We start from the raw sequence: 21,916 nt of genomic DNA on the forward strand, positions 1-21,916 counted from the left end.
AATTAACCAATAAATCAAACCACTAATATGCACCTCCTCACACCTCCACTTCAAAAAAACAGCCAGGGCAGTGAAGTTGAAAACTTGCACTACACCCTATTTTTCCTGACCCAACAACTCAATAACCCCGAGATCAATAACTTCTTTAACGATTCGGGTTTTCAGGATGCCTATAAAGCCGACGTGTTTAAGCAATTGTACGGAACTGCAACGCTTAAGCTTGTGAATTTTTTGCAGGAAATTTTTCAGATCCAAACCCCTGAGATGGGCACAGTGGATAATCTTACAGCGCAAAGATTAAATGAGCTCTTAGGCGAATTTAATGGGTTGGAGATAGATAGGCCGGAGGGATATCCTTTCGAATTTTCGCGGGGTGCTGAAGCGAAATTTAGTATCATCGGATTTGTTCACAACAAAAATAAAGAACGGGTTAAAGATCAGACTGTGATAGCATTCGATGTAGATCTTCGAGGCGCTGCCATTTATCGTACGGTTAACTTGATACAAGAAATTGAACAAAATGCCGGGTTTGAATATTTAAATGAAAGCCGTTCAGACATAAATGGAAATTACTATCTGGAATTTACCAGCCTCAAATTTCAGAAAGCAGAAAGGAAAAAAGCGGATGTAATAGTGTATGCGGTTAATAAAGAAGGGGAAATTACAGGAAGGTCGCGCTTAGTCAATTCCAGAGAATATTCAGATGCCGGTCAAGTAAGAAATTTGGAGATCTTAATTACCAGGGATGATCAAAGAACGGAATATGAAATCGTGATGAGCCGGCTCCTGCCTTTCTTAGAGGAAAGCCAGGTCACGTTGATTGAATTAGCAAAATCAAACGACCAGGTAAAATTTGCTTCCGATGAATTAGATGAAAGTGAGACGAAAATCCAAATTGCAGTTGATGCAGAAAAGTTAAGAACCGGTAAAAAAGAAAATGATAATCCAGATAAAAAAAAGAGGCAGCAAAATAAAAATGAAGAGAAACATAATTGTGAAAACCTTTCCCATGAATTATTGTACGGAACAGGCAGGCAAAGTATAGACCTTAATTGGTTAGTACTGTACAGAAAAACAGATAGTGAACTTAAATCCGCCATCGAAAAAGCAGTAGAAGGAAAAATTATAAAAAAATATAATGAAAAGGAAATTGCTGTATTTCTTCAAATCATACATGAATGCGCTGTTGCATATATCCTTCAATTCCAGGGAGAAGATCAAGCTCCCTCTTTAGAGAAAATGCTTTCAACAGCGCTTCCCGAAAAACAGCAGCAACACGCATTTGTTAACGCGTACCGCAAGTTTAAAAATCAAAGTGCGGTCAATGAAGAAATTGATTACAAAAAATTCTGGAGCAAATATTTACCTGGAATTAAAGAATTTAAAGAGAAGCCGGAGCTTATCTCCGGTCTTATACTTACGCAGCAATTATTCCTAATAGGTGGGAACCACCAGCCTTTAATGGAAGAACTGCAACTTAACCAACAAATTTCATCGGTTACAGAGTTAATCGAGCTAAAGGACAGTGATTGGAAAAAAATCCTAAAGAAAACAGGAGTTCCTGATTTTATTGAAGGTAAAAATAAAAGTGAAAAGATAAATGTTTATGCAGAACAAATTCAATCCCTATTAAATGCTGCGTATCCTACTCAAAAGATCGCAGTAATGATAAAGAATAGGGAATTGCCAATCAGAGATGCGAACGTTTCAGAAACAATCTTAGCTTTCGTAAATCAAAACCCAGACTTTGATATAAGTACTTCACCCGTTCATGAATATGCTGAAGAACTTAAATCTATAGCACAAGAACATTATAACGAAGTAAAAATCGAGCTAAACCGTATGCAACGGATATTCCAGGTTAGTCCAAAGCCTGAAGTAATGGGTATCCTGATGCGAAAAAATTTAAATTCTGCATACACCATTTCAAGTTTTCCCAGGAAAAGTTTTATTAAAATGCATAGTGAAGAATTGGGTGGCGATATGATGGCGGAGGTTGTATATCAACGCGCGGAACATTTAAGTACGCTTGCTGCGGAACGTGCTATAAAAATGTATGATCTCTCACATCTCGCTGCGCCTGGTTTTGCTTATTCGAAATCTGACCGCGAGGCAGCTGTGGCAATATTACAGAACCAGGTCTCCAAAAGACATAATCCAAATTATTCAGAGATCTTTGGGAGCCCCGATATATGTGAATGTGAACATTGCCGCAGCGTATATAGCGCAGCTGCTTATTTGGTTGACCTTTTGCGTTTTCTCTGGAGAGGAGTTCCAAATGCAGTTGGTAAGTCACCGCTTGACATGTTCAGTGCACGCAGACCTGATATTCTTCACCTTCCGCTAACGTGTGAAAATACAAACACCATCATTCCGTATATAGACCTGGTTAATGAAGTGATGGAGTACTATACCTATCATGGAATATTAAACAAGGATGCTGCTCATGATACCGGTGAAACATCTGCCGATGAATTGCGGGCTAATCCTCAGAACTTTGAGCCTGAAGCCTATCGGATTTTAAAAAATTCGGTCTACCCATTTTCACTTCCTTATCATCAGCCACTTGACGTCATACGAACTTATAGCGATCATCTTAAAACAGAGCGTTATGAAGTAATGAGAGGTTTGCAAAAAGATTTTTCTCCTGAGGCTGTTAAGGCGATTGAATCGGAAGCTCTGCGTATCTCAGAGGAAGAATACAGAGTTTTAACATTAAAAGATTTTAAAGGACAACCTGATCTTGATGAGCTGAGTACAACGTTGCCAAAACCTATAAGGGAATTACATCATTACTTTGGCTATGCAAATCCGGCAGACGTGGAAAAAATGGCCGGAACAGGAATCTCGGACGGCATACTGAGAAAGTCTGGGATGAAGTATGTCGATTTGCTTGAGCTGATTAAGACCAGGTTTATCAATCCCCATCAGGGCGTTCTTGAATTTCTTCAGGAACTGTTTGCCGCTAGCACGATGAGCGCGCAAACAATTTACACCAAGTTTCAACAAATCAATGCAGGTGCACTTGATCCCTCCACAGATGCCGATATTATGCTCGTGCTGGCCGGAAAAATGCAACCTGCTGATTTTAAAGCATGGGTGGTTGAGTTTTTTGATAATTTCGATGCTGTGATAACATTGTTCCAAACTAAATCATTATGCGATCTGGATTCAACAGTCTTAAAAACAGTTCAAAATGTTTATGCAGGGAGTGCTTCCTCTGGCATCACCGATGACACATGGTCAAAAATCCATCGCTTTGTTCGTCTGTGGAGAAAGCTTGGCTGGAAAATTCATGAGGTAGATCTCATGCTTGTTGCTTTGGGCGAAACTGCTATTACAGACAGTACCATGAGTAAATTATCAGAAACTGTTTTGCTCAATAAGAAATTGAAGCTTTCTGTAAATAGTTTGGCAACACTTTGGGGTAGTATTGATACTTATGGAGAAAAATCCCTCTATAAGAAATTGTTTTTGAACAAAGCTGTGCAGCGGATTGACAGCGCTTTTTTGTCAGATAAATTCGGGAATTATCTTACTGACACGACAGCGGTTTTAGAAGATCATATTCCTGCGATGCTGGCTGCATTCAGAATGTCGGAAGAAGATCTCAATGCAATTATTAAGGTAGCGCGCATTCAAGACAACGGGACTGAGCGAGCGATTGATCTGTCAATGGACTTATTAAATATTTATAACCTGAGTATCATCTACCGTTACACTGTATTAAGTAAGGCATTAAAATTCAAGGTTCCCGATTTCTGTTTGCTGACACAAATATTCAATGCAACTCCTTTTAGTATTTTATCGATTCCTGCTCCGGCAATTCCGCCAGCTGAGCCGGTTTTCATATCGATATCACCTGCGAATACAGATAGTTTTTATCAACTGGCGGAGTCAATCAAGAAAGCAGGATTCAAGGCTGTCTCGTTGCAATACATTTTTAACGGTATGTTGCCCGCTGAATCTACATTGGGCCTAAATGATGAGAAAGCAAAACAATCGATACGGGATATCCGCCAGGTATTCAATACAATAGAACAAAGTTACCCGGCAACACCATCAACGCCCCTGACATCCGATATTCTGCGAAGCAATCTCTCTCTCTCTTTTAAACCAGATATGGTAACTCACCTTATTGGAATCATTGAGTCACAGCAATCATTTCGTGTTCTTACCGATCCTGGCCTCCCTATCATAATACCATCTGCCCTTGCGTCTAAATACACTTACAATTCCGTTAGCGGAGACCTCGCCTCCAAGGGTATCATGAGTGAGGTGGAAAGAGTTACTTTGAAGGCACTGCCAGGAGCTAACGATAGTTTCGCAATGGCCGTTGTTTCTTTATACACGCTGTCTAAAACATTGCCATCTGTCAGTCCCTCCTATAGTTTGATCACAGATGCAAACCTGACCGTTGTGATACCCGATGAACTTTCTCCAAAGTTCACCTATACAAAAGCAAGCGGAAGGTTGTCATGCACGGGTGTCATGTTTGATGATGAGCGCAATAAGCTTCAGGGTCTGAGCGGAACAAACACGAACTTTAAAAATGCTGTAGCGCTTATTTACAAGATGCCTGAAGATTTTATTAAAGAAAACTTCAATGCAATTTTTGCTGCTGCGAATGCCGGGTTACTTAATGCAGATTTGATTACTTTATTGAATCATCCTAAACAGCCATCAGAGAAAACGCTGAAAGAAAAACTTCAATTCGTTTATTCAAATTATCTGCCATTACTCAAGCAGAAATTATATGAAGAAACCGTCATTCAATACATGGCTACTCTTGCAGCGCTAAGTGAAGAAACAACTGCAGTGCTCGTTAAAAATGATTTACCTCTTCTCATTAAGTCGATCGCCCTGGAAGGATTTACGGCTGAGTACTTTTCTAATGCTTTATTTACCCCTCCGTCTGTAGTTAAAAGAACCGACAAAGAGATTAATTTTAATTGGGCGGCAACTTCGCCTAGCCCTACTATCCCGGTGAACAACTTCGGTGTTCGTTGGGAGGGTTATATCGCTGCTCCTTCAAGCGGGGAATATACTTTGATCATTGCTGTAAAAGGAGTTGATGAAGCCTTTGACCTTTACCTCGATGATGCCTTGTTCCTGAAAAAAACTACTGCTGACGTGCGCACTTCCTGGGAAACAATAGCACTTCTGAATAGTTCAAAAATGTACAAAGTGGTACTAGAATATTCAGAGCTTACCGGAAACGCAGGGATTTCGTTTTCATGGAAAACGGCCACCACCGCTGTTGAAATAGTTTCTGCTGTTTCCGCTTTTCCTTCAGAAGTAGTTACATCCTTCTTAAATACCGCTCAAACATTTCATCGTGCTGCTAAATTCGTTTCTGGATTTACATTAACCAATAAGGAAGTAGATCATTTTGCCAGGCACAAAATCAATTTCGACAATCTCGATTTTAAAGCCCTCACTCCTATACATTGGCAACGGATCAATCATTATGTTGCATTACGAAATGCTATCCCGCAATCGCAGGCATCGTTAATTGATCTTTTTTCCAGGGCTAATAACACGAACCCAGTTCCGTCAATTGCTTCTCTTACAAATATCCTTTGGCTGGCTACTGGATGGGACTTCAATGCCATTATTTATCTGATTAATACGCATTTTGTTTTAATGCCTGCGGATCTCAGAAATGAAATTGAGCTTACAAAAATTTACAATGCTGTTTCCTTTGTAGTAAAAACGGGACTCTCTGCACAAACTTTGGCGCAATGGGCTACGCCTGAAACTGATTTTGATCAATTGATTGCTACTGCGGATTTGGTGAAAAGCACGGTAAAAGCAAAATACGAAGAGGAAGACTGGTTGAAACTGGCCGGAAGTTTAAGCGATAAGATCAGAGAGAATCAACAGCAAGCACTGATAAGTTACCTGCTTACTAAACAGGAATTGATAGATTGGGGTGTAACAGATGCTGACGGACTATTCGAATATTTCCTTATCGATGTGCAAATGGGTACCTGCATGGATTCCTCACGCATTGTGCAGGCAAACGCAGCAGTGCAGATGTATGTAAACCGTTGCCTTCTGAATTTAGAAAGCGATACGGGTTCTGGAGTGGAAATAGGTGTTTCACCGGAGGCTATCGACAAAGAGCGATGGGGATGGATGGAATACTATCGCGTGTGGGAAGTTAATAGAAAAATATTTTGCTATCCTGAAAACTGGTTGGAGCCCGAATGGCGTGACGACCGAAGTCCATTTTTCAAAGAACTTGAATCTGAGTTGACACAAAACGATATTACTGAGAGAAGTGTTGAGACAGCTTTTCGGAATTATCTAACCAAACTTAACGCGGTTGCAAACCCGGATGTATGCGGCATGTATCAGGAAAACTATCCCAACGGAATGATGAGATTCCTTCACGTGTTCGGACGAACGCATAATTCACCTTATCAATTCTTCTACCGTACCTGCAATGAATTCTATAAGTGGAGTGCATGGGAAAAAGTTCAGGTGGATATAAGAATGACGGAAGATGGTGATAATAGCGGTGTTCATCTGATGCCTATTGTATGGAAAAACCGCTTATTTGTTTTTTGGGCAGAGTTTATTAAAAAAGAAGAGGTGATCACACCGATGGCGCAAGAGACGTTATACTTTTTTAACGCTCCTTACACTAACATAAGAAAGGCCACCATCGAAGAGATTTCTAATTGGCCTCCAGATACCGTAAAATCATATGAGCATTATGAAATAAGACTTGCCTGGTCCGAATATGTTGATGGTAAGTGGAGTTCCAAACAACTTACCAAAGAGTATATTAATGGACAAAGTTCAATGTATGGACCAATAGGAAACATTTCGGATTACAAGCTTCAATTTAATATCCAATCCGATAACGTCTTAGTAATTTGGGTCCAGGATAAAGATAATATTGTTGGAAACTTCGGCATACACGATATTCAATCCAAAGTTTACGGTTACAGTTGGAATGGTAGCAGTGGGTTTAGACTTAAAAGTTATTCAGACTTTTTCACGACCCATAAAAAGAATGGCACTCTCGATTTTAAAGGCTCTACTTTTCTTCAAAATAATATTGATCATAAAATTTTATTCTCAACACAGGTTTTTGATTTTGACAAAACATTAAATTATCCATTTTTTTATCAGGCTGGCAAGCACACATATTTTGTTCGTCCGATTGATGTAAAAGTCTGGGATTATTTAAAAAGTCCTGAGAAGGGAAGTTCATACTTAATTGAAAACCATGTAGCATATGCCACATCCACTAATCTATCCACAATCCTGGGTACTGATCAACCGGGGAACGTTCATGATAAAATTGACATCGTAAAACAGATCCCACCTAAAATATTATCTATTGATCATGAGGTAAAAAATACTGCTGGATGGGGCCAGGCATTTTCAGGTATAATCGAAACCGATAAATTTTTCCAGACGCACATAGAAAGAGGGTTGGAATTCCATACTTTCTACCATCCGTTTTCTAGTGAATTTGTAAAAAACTTAAATGTATTTGGCATTAAAGGCTTAATGGGTAGTGATACCTTTCTTAACATAATTCAGCAACCCTTTTATAACGACTACGGCACAATTTTCACTTCCAATTACAACCCCAATTTTTATCAAGGTCTGGTTAAAAAAGCGCCCCCATTGAATGACTATAAACCAGGTCAACCGTACACATACTACAAAGAAAATATTTGCTTTGATCTTTATGGAGCAAACAGCATTTATAATTGGGAATTGTTCTTTCATGCTCCGCTTTACATTGCTACACGCCTGAGTAAAAACGGTAAATACGAAGAAGCGATGAAGTGGTTTCATTATATTTTTGATCCTACAACGGATGAGATGCCTGCTGCAGGGCAAACAGAAAATTCACGGTATTGGAAAGTGCTTCCTTTCAAAACAACTGCTGCCGAAAACCTTGAAGATTGGTTTCAGAGCTTGGGTGCGAGCACAGCGGTAGAAAATCCAACAATAAAGGAATGGCGGCAGAATCAGTTCAAACCATTTATTATAGCCCGCAATCGGCCACTTGCTTTCATGAAAAATGTGGTAATTAAATACGTTGAGAACTTCCGCATGTGGGGTGACACACTTTTCAGAACGTTTACCCGTGAATCTGTAAATGAAGCATTGCAACTTTATGTGATCGCCAACCATATATTGGGACCTCGACCTGAATCTGTTCCTAAACGCGGAAAGATAAAAGCCGAAACGTATGATTCACAAAAAAATAAATGGGATGATTTTTCAAATGCTGTAATTGAATTGGAAAATATTTTTCCTAATAGTGGTTCCATTCCTGCAAGTACAGGCAGCAGTGGCCCAGCGTTGTTGGGAATAGGTCATGCGCTTTATTTCTGTTTACCCAATAATGAGAAGTTGATGGAGCAATGGGACACCATTGCTGACCGGCTCTTCAAAATTCGTCATTGCATGGATATTGATGGCTCGGAACGGCAGCTCGCACTCTTCTCACCGCCAATAGACCCAGCTATGCTAATCAACGCTGCATCGCAAGGGCTCAGCCTTGGAAGCATTCTATCGGATTTGAGTAGTCCTCCACCCATGTACCGTTTCATCCATTTAATACAAAAGGCTAATGAATTCTGCGTGGAAGTGAAATCCCTTGGAAGCGCATTGCTTGCAGCTTTAGAAAAGAAAGACATTGAAGAACTTGGAAGAGTACGCGCCTCGCAGGAAACTGCCATGCTTGATTTGGTAACCGCCATCAAGGAACGCCAAGTACTCGACTCGAGAGTGGTAAAGCAAGGACTTTTAAAATCACGGGACACATCAGCTTATAGATTCAACCATTATAAGGCTTTGTTGTCCACGGGACAAGTTAAAATTCCTGCTCCACCAACAATCACTGAAGATGTTGATTCTCTAAGCCAATTACCGATTGATACCTTAATCAATAAAATTGATATCGATGTAGATGGATCGTTAGTTGACAGTGACGAAAGTGGTATAAAATTAATCAAAAGGGAGAAAGAAGATTTGGATTTAAGTGAAGCAGCAAAATGGGTCACAGGGGCTGCAGGACTAGCAGAGAGTATCGCTGCTGGGCTTCGCTTGATTCCTCAAGCTTCTGCAGACGTTAAGCCATTAGGTATTGGAGCTGGTTTTGGATTTGGCGGAGTACAGTTAGGCGGTATCGCTTCCAGCGTAGCAAGTGCAGCGCATGCGGTAGGTACATTTCTTTCCATGGAGGCTGCGGCATCCCAAAAATTGGCTGGCTATATCAGGAGAGAACAAGAATGGACATTACAGGCAAATCTTGCCGCTAAAGAGATGATTCAAATTGATAAGCAAATCACTTCCGCGGATATAAAACTTCAAATTGCACAAAAGGAATTATCTAACCACAAACTGCAAATTGTAAATACCAAACAGATCGAACAATATCTTAAAGACAAATTTACCAACCAGGAGCTATATCAATGGATGAAGGAGCAACTTTTTTCAGTGTACAAGCAAAGCTATAATTTGGCTTATGATATGGCCAAGAAAGTGGAAAAATGCTACCGGTATGAATTAGGCAATGAAATTACAAGCTTTATCCAATATGGTTACTGGGATAACGCGATGCAGGGACTATGTGCAGGTGAAAAACTGCAGCTCGCATTACGCCAGCTAGAAAAATCGTACCTCGAAGAAAATAAGCGGGAACTTGAATTAACAAAAAGCATATCAATGGCCATGCTTAATCCACTTGCTTTACAAGAATTAAAAACCACGGGCAAGTGCTTTCTAACTATCCCTGAAGAGTTATATGACCTGGATTACCCGGGACATTATTTCCGCAGAATTAAATCCGTGAGTTTATCGCTGCCGTGCATAGCAGGGCCGCATACATCGGTTAACTGCTCGCTTCGCTTATTGAGAAATATAGTTCGCACCAATACAGCCATGAATGATGCAGGAGCTTACGAACACAGCCATGACGAAGGTGTATGGATAGAGGATGATCGCTTTAAGGAAAGTAATGTTCCGGTAAAAGCAATTGCTACCAGCACAGGACAACGTGATTCCGGAATGTTTGAGCTTAATTTCCGCGATGAACGTTATCTTCCTTTTGAAGGTGCCGGTGCTATTAGCGAATGGAAAATCGAACTTACTAAAGATGTTGATCTAAGACAGTTCGATTACTCAACCATATCTGACATTATACTTCACATCAGCTACACAGCACGTGAAGACGCAGGTTTATTCAAAGAAAGTGCTGTTACTTATTTAAAAAACTTTCTCATGAATACTGCTGAATTAAGTACACAACCTTTAATGCGAATGTTTAGTCTCAAACATGAATTTTCCACCGAATGGAATAAATTCCTATATCCTGTTATTGCAGGGTCTGATCAATCGCTGGCGGTCACTTTAAAGAAAGAGCATTTCCCATTCTTTACGAAAAACAGGAGTATTGATGTAAGTAAAATTGAGGTCTTGATGAAATCAACTCGCACGGGAGAGTACAAACTGATTCTTAAAGCAACTGATTTAGATGATAACCCGATGACTTCATTAGAGATTTCAATGCCTGAGAATGCAACATTTGCAAATATGCAAAAAGCAACTGTTACAGGTTCCACGGATAGTTTTAATGCCGAAGAAATCAATATTATGTTGCCTCTCATAATAAAACTCAGACATAAAGAAGATGTTACCAATCCTCAAAAATATAATCAAATAGATACTAGCCCGGAAGAAATATCTGACTTGTTTGTAGTTATTCATTATAAATTAGGAGATATTCTTTAAGTTTAAAATTATTAAATCAAGCTTATCTTACATGGCCCAACCGTTTGACGCTGAAATTGAAAAGGTAACACATAATTAGGCTATATTTTATGGTCAATGTTGATGCGACACCTCCAACAAATATTGGAGAATAGATGATTTGAAATTATGTAGGGGAATTAATGTTGATGTTGAAATTTAAAGCAGATGCAGACAAAGTAAAATGGAGGAGTTGATGATGGTGGTGAAGTATAAGTTTTGACATAAACTGACTTGCCGGGCTGGAAAATCGGTGAAATACCTATTTGGATTGAGTCGGGATTTCAGGGGTCTTTCGAATGATTCAGCGTCAAGAAAGTGGTCTGAATATCCCTGAAGAGTTCAATAAAGACAGAAGTCAAATTTATTCTTTTCCCGTTCAGACTTATTCTGAAAGGATTTCTTTTTGGTTTGAAATAGCTATACAAGCCCAACCATTTTGGAATCTATAAAGTATAGGTTTTCGGTAGGTGGCTGCCTTTTGACGGCTCTGGTTTGGGAATTCTCTGGTCACTCACCATGGTTTCTTTGCCACAGCAGGGACAGTATCTGGGATTATAAAGTGTAAGAATTCGGGATTCTTTTTCAGTCAGCAGCAATATCAATGCCTAGGGATCAGCGGCATTATTAGTTTTTTTTACCAAACTTCCTATAATCCCGCAGTGCCTGATCACAACCAATTCATTGTGTATAATCCCGATCCTCGGGCTAGTTAATTAATGAAACTTGCTCTCAATCTCCAGATTGTCCAGTATCATTTCCAGCTTTTGGGTTTCCTATCGATTGTCATTTTAGATGAAGGTGATCGTCTGTGTGCCAAAACCCAGAATCCGGAAACACAATTGTGATAATCGAATACACACTCTGTGGAATAGTATCTTAAAAAATCGAAAAAGGCTACTCCAATTTGGGGTAGCCTTTTTTATTTTAAGGTTGGTAAAGACTCTTAATTGTATCCAGGGTTTTGATACATCCTTTCAGGATCCAGTTGATATTCATCAAAGGGGATAGGGTAGTAGCGATCCTTAGTACTGATGTTTTGCAGATTTGCCTGTCCATATTCTGATTGATTTTTACTTTGGAAGTAATCCACCAGTTCTTCTTTGGTAAAAGCTCTGAGCAGGTCATACCAACGTTTTTGCTCGAAGGCTAACTCAACTCTTCTTTCGTGCAAAATTGCCAATTTTAACGTTGGAAACTCGGACGAGTAGGCTGGATCCTGCATCGCTTTTTCGTAGAGTGGCAAGCCGGCTCTTTCGCGTACTTGATTTAGAAAACCAATAGCTTCTGCGTCATTGCCCAGTTGCATGTTTACTTCTGCGAGTAGAAGAATCACATCGGCAAAACGCATCATAATATGGTTATTTCCGCCCCAGCCATTCACTCCAGCTGCATCGCTTACATCTCTGTATTTGGTTATAAACCATTGCTGAACGGTCGGCGCTGGCGCAAATTTCACGGAAAATTCTTTTCGGGGATCGTTCTGTTCATACTCATTGACCAAATCCAAATTTACTCGGGTTCCTGCTCCAGTGGATGGGCGCTGCGAGTTGATGGTTTCTCCCAAAGCCTGATTGTTTCTTGCTATAGTTGAGCTCAAGTTCGGATCACTTTGTCTATAAACGATCTGAAAGATCAATTCAGGGTTCGTGGATTTCTGGTCTACATCAAACACTGACGCGTAACTGATGTCCTTAAGATCTCCAAAGCTTCTTAGGCTATAGGCTTCAGTTAGATTTTGTCTGGAGAGGTTGAAATATGCTGATGGGTCTTGTCCCGGGATGTTGTTACTTCCCATTGTCAAATAAACCTCGCCAAGTAGGGCGTAAGCAGCCACCTTCGATACTCGCCCTTTTCCTGATAAGGGTTGGATATTAGGAAGAGTACTCGCAATTGCTGCTTGAAGATCTGCTACGATAAGTGCATATACATTCTCTTCTGTCTCACGGTAAGTAAGCTCTGCCAATTGATCTGGTGTGTCAATTTGCTCAGTTATCACCGGTACCTGTCCCCATTTGCGCACCAAATGATAGTAAGTCAACGCACGGAGAAATTTAGCCTCAGCCATGTGTGAACTTTTCAGACTTTCATTGGTGTAGTTCACATCCTCCATGTTGTTGAGAACATAATTGGCTCTGGAGATACTAGTGTATAAGGCAGACCAATAGGATTTCAGGTAGGTATTACTCGGCAAAAGGGAGAAATCATTAAACTGGAAAGGTTCACCTGCATTGGACTGATTGTCATTTCGCCCCATGTCGTCACTTCTCTCATCACTGTATAAGGCACTACCTTCACCCAATGCACTATTGCTGCGTATTGCAGAATAGATGCCGTTTACCGCTAATTCTACATCCGTTTCTGTTTTGAGGAAAGTAACTGCAGATACTGCATTTGGATCTGAAAGATCCAGAAATTCTTCGCCACATCCCTGTAATCCTATCAAGGCTATGAGTACAATAACTAATTTGCTATAAAATTTCATGTCGTAATTCTCTTTTGGTGATTAAAAGGTTAGTTTCAGTCCTAGGTTAAAGGAACGCATCAATGGATACTTACCATAATCCACACCTGGGGTTAGGTTGGCTCCATCGTTATAATCAACCTCAGGATTGTAACCCAAATAATTGGTGAAGGTGAATACGTTATCTACACCTGCGTAGAGACGAAGTCCTGAAATGGATAAACGCTCTAGCGTAGCCATATTTCTCAAAGTATAACCCACCGTAATATTTGTGATTCTAAGGAATGATCCGTCTTGGATATAGAAAGTGGAAAGTCTGCTAGAATTACTTTGAGTTCCTCCTCGGGAAGCTTTATAAACCCAACCATTTCCTGGATTGTTGGCATCACGATAGCGATCATCTACGACTGCATATTGATTGCCCGAGGCTTCCATATTGAACAGGTAATAATCCTGACCGTCAAGTACTTCATTACCCTGAGAACCATTCATGGATACAGCAAAATCAAAGCTTTTATAATTACCGGTTACAGACATTCCATAAGTGAAGTCAGGGTAGGGAGAACCGACAACCGTCTTGTCTTCATCATTTACAATACCGTCTCCATTTACATCTTCAAAATAAAGATCACCTGCATGCAAAGGAGTACTGGAAGACAATGATCTTGGTGGACCCTTTATTTCATATCCTTCAGGGAAAGACTGAGTAGCTGGATCGTACACGGCATTATCAGCAGCAATATTGTCCAAGTCACTTTCCTGAACCATGCCATCTACCTTAAATCCGTAAAACATACCAATTGACTGCCCGGTGGTGGTAATATGAGTCAAATAGGAACGCTCGGCACCTCTCGAAAGAATCGTACTACCACCACCAAGATCCAATACTTTATTTCGGTTTAGCGAGAAATTTCCACTGATATTTAAGTCGAAATCCTGTTTGGAAATCACAACAGCGTCTACTTGCAGGTCAATTCCTTTGTTCTCAACTTTAGAGTCTTGCAGATTTGTCAAGATGGATGTTGTCCCTGAAATTGCTGAGATTGGTCGGTTAAACAGTAGGTTGAAGGAACGACTGCTGTAGGCATTAGCAATGATTGATAATCTTCCATCAAATAATTCAGTGTCAATACCTAAGTTGAATTGACTTGTAGATTCCCAGCCTAGTGCTTGATCACGCAATGACTGAGGGTAAACTGATGAAGCGATGTTTCCATTTCCGAACACTACACCTTGTGGGCTGGATACTACTTGCAAGTAGTTGTAGTTACCGATATTGTTGTTTCCACTAAGACCCCAGCTAGCGCGAAGTTTTAGAGAAGAGCCTTCTCCCAGCCAGTCATTGTAAAAGCCTTCGTTGGAAATATTCCATGCAGCAGAAACTGATGGGAAATTTCCATAACGATTGAGCGGGCCAAATCTTGATGAACCGTCTCTACGAAAAGAAGCTGTCAAATAATAGCGGCTATCATAGTTGTAACCAACTCTTGCTAGGTAGGAGAGCAAAGTGTTCCTAGATTTCCCTGTTCCTCCATTCATTTGAAAATTTGCGGGATCCGCACCCTTGCCTGTTATTTCTTTGATATTGTCATTTTCAAAGCCTTTGGAAGTAACGCTGATTACGTCAATATCGGTAGCTTGAATGGTGTATCCTGCAAGGGCATTCAGTGAGTGTTTGTTAAAGTCTTTCAGGTAGCTAAAGGTGAATTCTCCCAATTTATCACGCTGATTGAGTGTTTGAGAAATGGCATAAGCCGCAGCTTTTGCCTGATCTGAATTGGGAGGGTTTGCGCCGCTACTAAGACTGGTTGGCTTGTAGAACTCGTATTTTTCGTTGTAATTTTGCATTCCTAGGTTGGCTTTGAAAGTCAATCCCTCCAGCAGGTCGTAGCTCGCATTCACGTTGTAGGTGCTTCGCTGTCCCAATCGGTTGATTTTGGTCTCACTTGCCAGAGCCAACGGGTTTTCTATAGACTGAAAACCATAGGCTGAGGATAGAGATGCCGCTTCATTTTTGGACAATGTACCATCTTCATTGTATGCTTTGAATATTGGCATGTATATCAATGCTCCCAAGATTGGTCCTTGATTGAAGCGACCTTCTTGTACTTCTTGGTTGTCATTGGTGGTTAAGGAAACATTTGCACCAACTCTAAAACGCTCACTTACTTCTGAATCTATATTTACCCGAAGATTTAATCTTTCCTGTCCAGTAGTCTGAATAATACCAGGTTGATTTTGGTAACCGCCACTTACGAAATATCGTGCTTTCTTGTTTCCTCCACTGATTGCCAAATTGTAGCGTTGCGTATGGGCTGTCTGATAAAGTACATTCTGCCAGTCGGTATTGTATTGGGGCGCAATAGCCTGCTGGTTTGCAAAGTCATAGAATTCTGTTGGAATACTTACCCCTCCAGCATTTCCCACATTGGCTACCCTTACATTGTTCGGATCAGAATACATAGCCTCACTCCATGTTCTGCCTGCATTTTCGATTAGGTTACGGTAGTTATTATTTCTGGCATCTATCAATAAATCCACAAACTGGGTGGAATTTAGAAGCTTTATTTTCTTTTCCAGTTGTTGCGTTCCAGACATAAAATCAAACTCAACTTTGGCCTGTCCTTCTTTACCTCTTTTCGTAGTGATGAGAACAACGCCTCCTGAAGCTCTGGATCCATAGATGGCCGCGGAGGCTGCATCTTTCAAAATATCAATTGACTCAATGTCATTCGGATTGATGTACACATCATTACCAGCTGGATAGCCATCAATAACATAAAGCGGTGCTGAGCTTGCATTGATGGAACCGATGCCTCTCACACGCACTTTGGTAGTTTCATAAGGAGCACCGGAAACTTGCGATACCTGCACACCTGCGACTTTTCCCACAAGTGCTTGACCTACTGTCGGAGTAGTTAGGTTGAGATCCCTTGCTTTTACATTAGAGACGGCTCCTGTGAGGTCGGATTTTCTTAATGTTTGGTAACCGATCACGACTACTTCTTCCAGAGAAAGATCTTCTCCCACTAATCGGATATCAATTGATTGACGCCCACTGACTAATATTTCCTGGGCTGAATATCCCATCAGAGTAAAAACTAGCTCTGCGTCCTGACCGGTGGTGAGGCTGTATTTTCCCGTTGGATCTGAAATGTCATAATTGTTGGTGCCTTTTTCAAATACCGATACGCCCTCCAGGGTGGCACCATTGCTATCGGTAATGGTTCCTTCTACGCTTGTTTGGGCAAATATTTTGCCTACAAAGAATAGAAATAACAGTGAAAATGTCAATAAACTTTTCATCATTCAATTAGTAATTAGGTTGATTTATATGATTACCAGGTTATTTGGGTAATAGCTGCGTTGTTTTTGCGGGATGATGAGACTGCAAGACCTTGATTTTTGTCTCCGAAAAGAGTAAATCCTTCTAGTTCATCCGCAGGATCGAAGTCTATCTGCTTTAAAACCACTTCTTTGCCGGCTTTCATGGAGGCTTCAAGATCCAAATATGTTAGTCTCCATTTTCTGCCTTCGATTTGATTTTGGATGAGTACAAGAATTCCTTTTTCAGCAATCCAGTGCAGATTTTGCACCCAAGCTGAGCAGGTGAATTTGCCTACCAACACACCATCTTCACTTGTCTTTTTTGCCGTGATTAGAGCTTCTGGATCATACAGGCGAACTTCATTACCCTTAGGCCCATAGTCAGAGGTAGCGACCACAGATTTACCTTGATAGGTTACGTATTCTGGCCGAGTTCCTTGCACACATGCATCATCGTCAATCGTAGCAAGGAGATTTCCATCCAGGGTTTTGGTTTTCATCAAACCATCCCAGTCTATGGCATGAATCACAGCCTTCCATTTGGTCCCTTCTTTATTCAGTCTGATTGAATTGCCGATGAATGTGGTGTTTTTGCCATTCCAAGCTATTCCTGTCGGATGATTGATCAGGTCTTTTCCATCAATGGTGAATTGGTATTCCAGTCCAGCATAGCTCAGCGTATCATCAGTGCTGTATTTTCTCATCATTCCAATCTCTCGATCACCGTAGACATATAAATCATCTGCAATAGCTGAAACTCCCTGGGCCGCACCAAGACTGTCCAGCGTCAGGATTCGTATGATTGACATTTCCTGTGCGTATAAGCAAGCAAGCGGCACAATTGTAAGTACTGTAAAGGAAATCGCAACTTTTAATAATTGAGTTTTCATACTGTCTAAGGATCTAATGGTTCGTCGGCATCAATCTGAAGCGAGGAGCTCAGAGGGTAGAACTCCGCAATGGTAGCCGAAAGACGTTTTCCGTTTCGGTATGTAGAGTAGCCCAATTCTTTGATAGAGCGTGTTTGCAAGACTTCTGAATAGATATAATTGCTTTGTGCTGGAGTGGTGACAGTAATCGAGGGACGATCAATGGGAAAACCATAGCGGAACATGATTCTAGCCGTGTTTCGCATGTTTGTTGTTGTATGGCGCGCATGAGGATCTATCAAAATTGCTGATTCAGGAGCTCCTAGTTTTAGTAGGTACTTTTTCATCTCAATTGCCTCATTATGCTGGACCTTGTAAGGGTGAACATTGCCACCTGAAACAATAATAAAGGGAGCCATTCCATCTTGAAATGCTTGGAATGCGAGTTTACAGCGTAAAATTCCTCCGGCGCTGATACTATCTAAATAATTGTCGGTACCTGCCCCGGGAATTAAAATCAACGGATAGTCGAAATCATCCCAGTCAATGGATTTTGCACGGTTGTATGCCAATTGGTTTACTGTAAGATGCATGGGTTCAAAATCTCCCGCTCGATCCATTCCGGCCATTTCCAATGCATCCATCGCATAAGTGAGCGTAGTAGAGAAAAAAAGTTTTGAATGCTGGGTTTTCAAATACACCAATTCGTTGAGTGCCTGAATGTTTGCCGTATAATTCGAGGACGGCACATTCATACCTAGCGAATCAATTTTTGGATAGTTGGGCTTTTCCCCTTTCGCATACACAGTTATGATGTGATTGAGTGTATTTGCGTCCTGTCTCCATGCGTTTGCTATCCAAGCAGCTGGATCATTTTCTTCCTGGATCTGGTACATACCTGAAGGAGCAATGTGGTCCTTGATCAGCTTGGACAGGATGGGGTTTTGGGTTGTAAGATCGTGAAGACGCTTAGCTATTTTCTCTACTTCTTCTTTAGTAAATAAAAGTGTCAGAGGATAGCAGGTGCCGTCCTTTCCACAATTGACAAGAGATTCTGCCAACTCATTTTTTTTTATCTCAGCAATATCTTCCAGAACTTGATCTGACTTTAGCAATTCATTTACTGCTTGAGTTTCCTCCATCAAAGTAAGTAAGTAGACGTTTTTAGCTTGGGTGACAGGTATACCTTCTACCCAGCTATAAGATCTATCGGGTTGAGTTTGTGCATTGAGGCATGTATTCCCTAGCAGTAGGAGCACAAATGATATGAGGGTTTTCATTCTACAAAGGACTGAATTAAGCGCCCGACAACGGGCCGAAAAAGTGTTATAAGTTTATTAATTTACTGCCTTGAAAATTTGATTTCTAGTTAGTGGTTGAGCTGAAAATGAGTTCAGAACAGATAAAATATTTTTTAAGAATTTAGTTGTCGGATTGAATTATCGCCTTACATTGCTGTTAAAATCTAAGTTTATATTGTCCAGTTATTGGATTTGTATAATGATGATGTGGTTATTTGGCTATAAGATTTGAGTTAGAATTTTTCTAGATCCTAGATTAATACTCTGTTACCAGAAATCGATGTGTTCAGATTGTGAGCATTAAATGTTAACCCAAAATCAAGTTACACCAGTGGATCAAATGTGCTTTTCTGAACGAGTGGTTCCGAATGGAGAGATGAATGAGCTGTAATAGACATGATGCTGTCCTCATGTTTTACATAAATATATCCCAATCGAGGCCTTGGGCTCGATGCTGCAATGAGTTTCTTTTAAAGAATTCAAATTTTGGGCAGATCAACCTTATTATAATTCCTGAACACTTTTTTAATTAGTTCACAATCGCTCATTTTCGAAGCGGGCAGCACGCCTTTTATTTTTATTAACTTCTATGCATTTAAAGATAAAAAACTTAACCGCGCTTGTTTTCCTTTCCTACACAGGTGGGCCATTGGCAAGTACTTTGTAATTGATGAATTCAGCTATCAATTTATAAACTATACTTCATTAACATGAAAGCAGCAGTGTTTCACAAACCGGGAAATATCCAAGTAGATAATGTGGATGATCCCCGAATTGAGAATGATAGAGACGTGATTCTAAAAGTCACCTCCACCGCAATTTGCGGTTCCGATCTTCATATTCTCAGCGGTGCCGTGCCCCAAGCGAGCAATATGATCATGGGCCACGAATTTATGGGGATTGTGGAGGAGGTGGGATCAGCCATCACTAATCTGAAACGCGGAGATAGGGTCGTAGTACCTTTTCCCATTGCCTGCGGTCATTGTTTTTTCTGTAACCACGGAGCTTCGCCACATTGCGAGAATTCCAATTATGAGCATTACGGTCCTAATGGAGATTTAACTGATCAAAAAGGAGGAGCTCTTTTTGGATATACAGATCTGTATGGAGGCTATGCAGGTGGACAAGCTGAGTACGTTCGAGTTCCCTATGCGGACATAAGTCCCCGAATTGTCCCTGATGAAATGAGTGACGATCAGGCTCTGTTTTTAACAGATATTTTTCCGACAGGCTGGTCTGCCATCGACTGGGCTCAGCTCAGGGGTGGTGAGGTAGTTGCTATATTCGGTTCTGGTCCGGTTGGATTAATGGCTCAAAAAGCAGCTTGGATTAACGGCGCCAGCAGGGTAATTGCCATCGATCCTTTGGAATATCGATTAAAAAAGGCCCGTGAGGTAAATAAAGTGGACACACTTAATCCACACAAAGTGGATGTAGTGGAAGCTATTCGGGAAATGACGCAAGGTCGTGGTGCTGATGTGTGTGTGGATGCAGTAGGTTTTGAACCGGAAAGAACAATGGTGGACAAACTTAAAGCAACCGTGAATTTCGAAAAAGGCAGTATGAAGGTTTTGGATATGGCTTTTGAAGCTGTTAGAAGGAGTGGGACAGTTAGTATAATGGGAGTTTACGGATCCACCTATGATAATTTCCCGCTGCATCGGGTTTTTGACAAGGGGATCACCATCAAACAGGGTCAGGCGCCAGTTATTAATTACATTGATAAACTGCTTAATCTGGTCACTGAAGGAACGGTAATTTTAGATGACATAATTACGCATACTTTGCCGCTCAGCGAGGCCACCAAAGGATATGAGATTTTTGATAAAAAAGAAGATGATTGCGTGAAAGTCGTTCTCAAACCTTAAGTAGAAACTAATGTAGTTACTAGTTTCTCAAGTTTGATACTCACCAATTTTTCATAATATGAAAATAACTAGTAATTTAAAACTTAGTGAAAATTTTACCAACTATTAAATTATTGTTTTATGCCAGAAGAAAATAAGAAAAAGGGAGGTGCTCAGGCTGGCCAGCCTGGTAAGGAGTACAAAATGGATCCACCACCGGAATTCATCAAAAAAAATTATAAAGGCTCTAATCTTCTCCGAGATAAAGTTGCTGTCATCACAGGCGGGGATAGCGGGATAGGAAGAGCAGTTGCCATATTATTTGCAGAAGAAGGGGCAAACGTTGTAATCGCCTACCTTGGTGACGATATTGATGCAAAAGCTACATTGAAAGAAGTAGAGAAAAGAGGACTCCATTCATACCGGCAACATTCGGTAAGGATGATGTAGCAAGTTTTGGTGAAAATGTCCCTCTAAACCGACCTGGACAGCCTTCCGAAGTTGCACCTTGTTTCGTTTTTCTAGCATCGGACTTATCAAGCTATATGACAGGACAGTTTCTCCATCCAAACGGAGGAGATATTATAAATACTTAACTAATAGAAATTATGGGAAATGACAAAGAGAGTGATTTTGAAAAAAAGATAGACAAGGATAATATCCGTGTGACACCATTTGGAACAAACAAGAAGAAAAAGAACGTTCCAGACGAAAAACCTCAAGAAGAATTTATAGAACCAAAGCCTAACAGTTCTGAGAATGAAAAAGGTTAAAAGTTCTCTTTTCTTGAGTATTTGAAGTAATCATATTATGGAGATATTTGATTTTAAATCTTCTCGAAAATTTTAATTTCTTTACCGATATAAGGAAAATTATAATAAGGAGAATGCATTTTTTGGGTGCATTCTCCTATCTCTTTTATGAAGAGCTATAGCTCACAATTGAACTGACAGAAATTCAAATATGACCACATTCTTTTATAGTGTTGAACCTACTCGTAACCGTATAAAATAATCGGATAACGTAGTAAAGTGCGTTTACAAGAGGTATAAATGATTTAATTATTTCTATTCTTTTTTCAGCCAATTTAGCCTGATTCAGTCGCAAGAGGTAAAATAGGGCATAAAGCCCTTGCTCTAACCTGATTTTTATCTGGTCATTGAGAAACTGGAACATGGGATTATACTCTGTAAGTAACCATGGTGTGAAATGGGTCTACCTTCAAATTACCTGATCAAGAATGCCTTTATGGGAATTAACATCTCGTTGTTGCGATCCTGTGCACATGAGAGTCTTTATAGCTTGACATTAGTTATCGAA

9 protein-coding genes are annotated in these 21,916 nt (G+C 40.4%); 5 read left to right on the forward strand and 4 right to left on the reverse strand.

Going from position 1 to position 21,916, the window contains the following annotated elements; translation table 11 throughout:
• Positions 1-27 precede the first annotated feature (27 nt).
• The gene (locus BVH04_RS12895) at positions 28-10,770 is read left to right on the forward strand and encodes a Tc toxin subunit A-related protein (protein WP_086541891.1); all 10,743 of its coding nucleotides are present in this window, start codon (positions 28-30) and stop codon (positions 10,768-10,770) included.
• 964 nt (positions 10,771-11,734) lie between these two features.
• Here the strand turns inward: BVH04_RS12895 and BVH04_RS12900 are convergent.
• The 4 genes from BVH04_RS12900 to BVH04_RS12915 are packed head-to-tail and all read right to left on the reverse strand — an operon-like array spanning position 11,735 to position 18,728.
• A complete protein-coding gene (locus tag BVH04_RS12900) occupies positions 11,735-13,273 on the reverse strand; it encodes a RagB/SusD family nutrient uptake outer membrane protein (RefSeq protein WP_086541892.1) in 1,539 nt (512 codons plus the stop codon).
• Positions 13,274-13,294: 21 nt separating this feature from the next.
• On the reverse strand, positions 13,295-16,561 hold the full coding sequence (locus tag BVH04_RS12905; protein WP_086541893.1) for a SusC/RagA family TonB-linked outer membrane protein: 3,267 nt from the start codon (positions 16,559-16,561) through the stop codon (positions 13,295-13,297).
• Positions 16,562-16,590: 29 nt separating this feature from the next.
• Entirely contained in the window at positions 16,591-17,469 is an 879-nt protein-coding gene (locus BVH04_RS12910; protein WP_086541894.1) for a hypothetical protein, read from the reverse strand.
• A 5-nt stretch (positions 17,470-17,474) separates the two neighbouring features.
• The gene (locus BVH04_RS12915) at positions 17,475-18,728 is read right to left on the reverse strand and encodes a YdcF family protein (protein WP_086541895.1); all 1,254 of its coding nucleotides are present in this window, start codon (positions 18,726-18,728) and stop codon (positions 17,475-17,477) included.
• Positions 18,729-19,459: 731 nt separating this feature from the next.
• Between BVH04_RS12915 and BVH04_RS12920 the strand changes: the two genes are divergently transcribed.
• The 4 genes from BVH04_RS12920 (at position 19,460) to BVH04_RS25480 (ending at position 21,369) form a co-directional block, all read left to right on the forward strand.
• Complete coding sequence (locus tag BVH04_RS12920) at positions 19,460-20,617, forward strand: zinc-dependent alcohol dehydrogenase (RefSeq protein WP_086541896.1); 1,158 nt, start codon at positions 19,460-19,462, stop codon at positions 20,615-20,617.
• 120 nt (positions 20,618-20,737) lie between these two features.
• On the forward strand, positions 20,738-21,046 hold the full coding sequence (locus BVH04_RS12925) for an SDR family NAD(P)-dependent oxidoreductase (RefSeq protein ID WP_317045500.1): 309 nt from the start codon (positions 20,738-20,740) through the stop codon (positions 21,044-21,046).
• The gene (locus BVH04_RS26490) at positions 21,016-21,192 is read left to right on the forward strand and encodes an SDR family oxidoreductase (RefSeq protein ID WP_317045501.1); all 177 of its coding nucleotides are present in this window, start codon (positions 21,016-21,018) and stop codon (positions 21,190-21,192) included. The genes BVH04_RS12925 and BVH04_RS26490 overlap by 31 nt, the downstream gene beginning before the upstream one ends.
• 12 nt (positions 21,193-21,204) lie before the next feature.
• Complete coding sequence (locus BVH04_RS25480) at positions 21,205-21,369, forward strand: hypothetical protein (protein ID WP_169714431.1); 165 nt, start codon at positions 21,205-21,207, stop codon at positions 21,367-21,369.
• The last annotated feature ends 547 nt before the right edge of the window (positions 21,370-21,916 follow it).

Source organism: Algoriphagus antarcticus (assembly GCF_002150685.1).
Classification (GTDB): domain Bacteria; phylum Bacteroidota; class Bacteroidia; order Cytophagales; family Cyclobacteriaceae; genus Algoriphagus; species Algoriphagus antarcticus.

Bases quoted from the DNA above. Each gene is read 5' to 3' on its own strand.
- BVH04_RS12895 (WP_086541891.1), top strand. From the start codon at position 28: ATGCACCTCCTCACACCTCCACTTCAAAAAAACAGCCAGGGCAGTGAA.
- BVH04_RS12900 (WP_086541892.1), bottom strand. From the start codon at position 13,273: ATGAAATTTTATAGCAAATTAGTTATTGTACTCATAGCCTTGATAGGA.
- BVH04_RS12905 (WP_086541893.1), bottom strand. From the start codon at position 16,561: ATGATGAAAAGTTTATTGACATTTTCACTGTTATTTCTATTCTTTGTA.
- BVH04_RS12910 (WP_086541894.1), bottom strand. From the start codon at position 17,469: ATGAAAACTCAATTATTAAAAGTTGCGATTTCCTTTACAGTACTTACA.
- BVH04_RS12915 (WP_086541895.1), bottom strand. From the start codon at position 18,728: ATGAAAACCCTCATATCATTTGTGCTCCTACTGCTAGGGAATACATGC.
- BVH04_RS12920 (WP_086541896.1), top strand. From the start codon at position 19,460: ATGAAAGCAGCAGTGTTTCACAAACCGGGAAATATCCAAGTAGATAAT.
- BVH04_RS12925 (WP_317045500.1), top strand. From the start codon at position 20,738: ATGCCAGAAGAAAATAAGAAAAAGGGAGGTGCTCAGGCTGGCCAGCCT.
- BVH04_RS25480 (WP_169714431.1), top strand. From the start codon at position 21,205: ATGGGAAATGACAAAGAGAGTGATTTTGAAAAAAAGATAGACAAGGAT.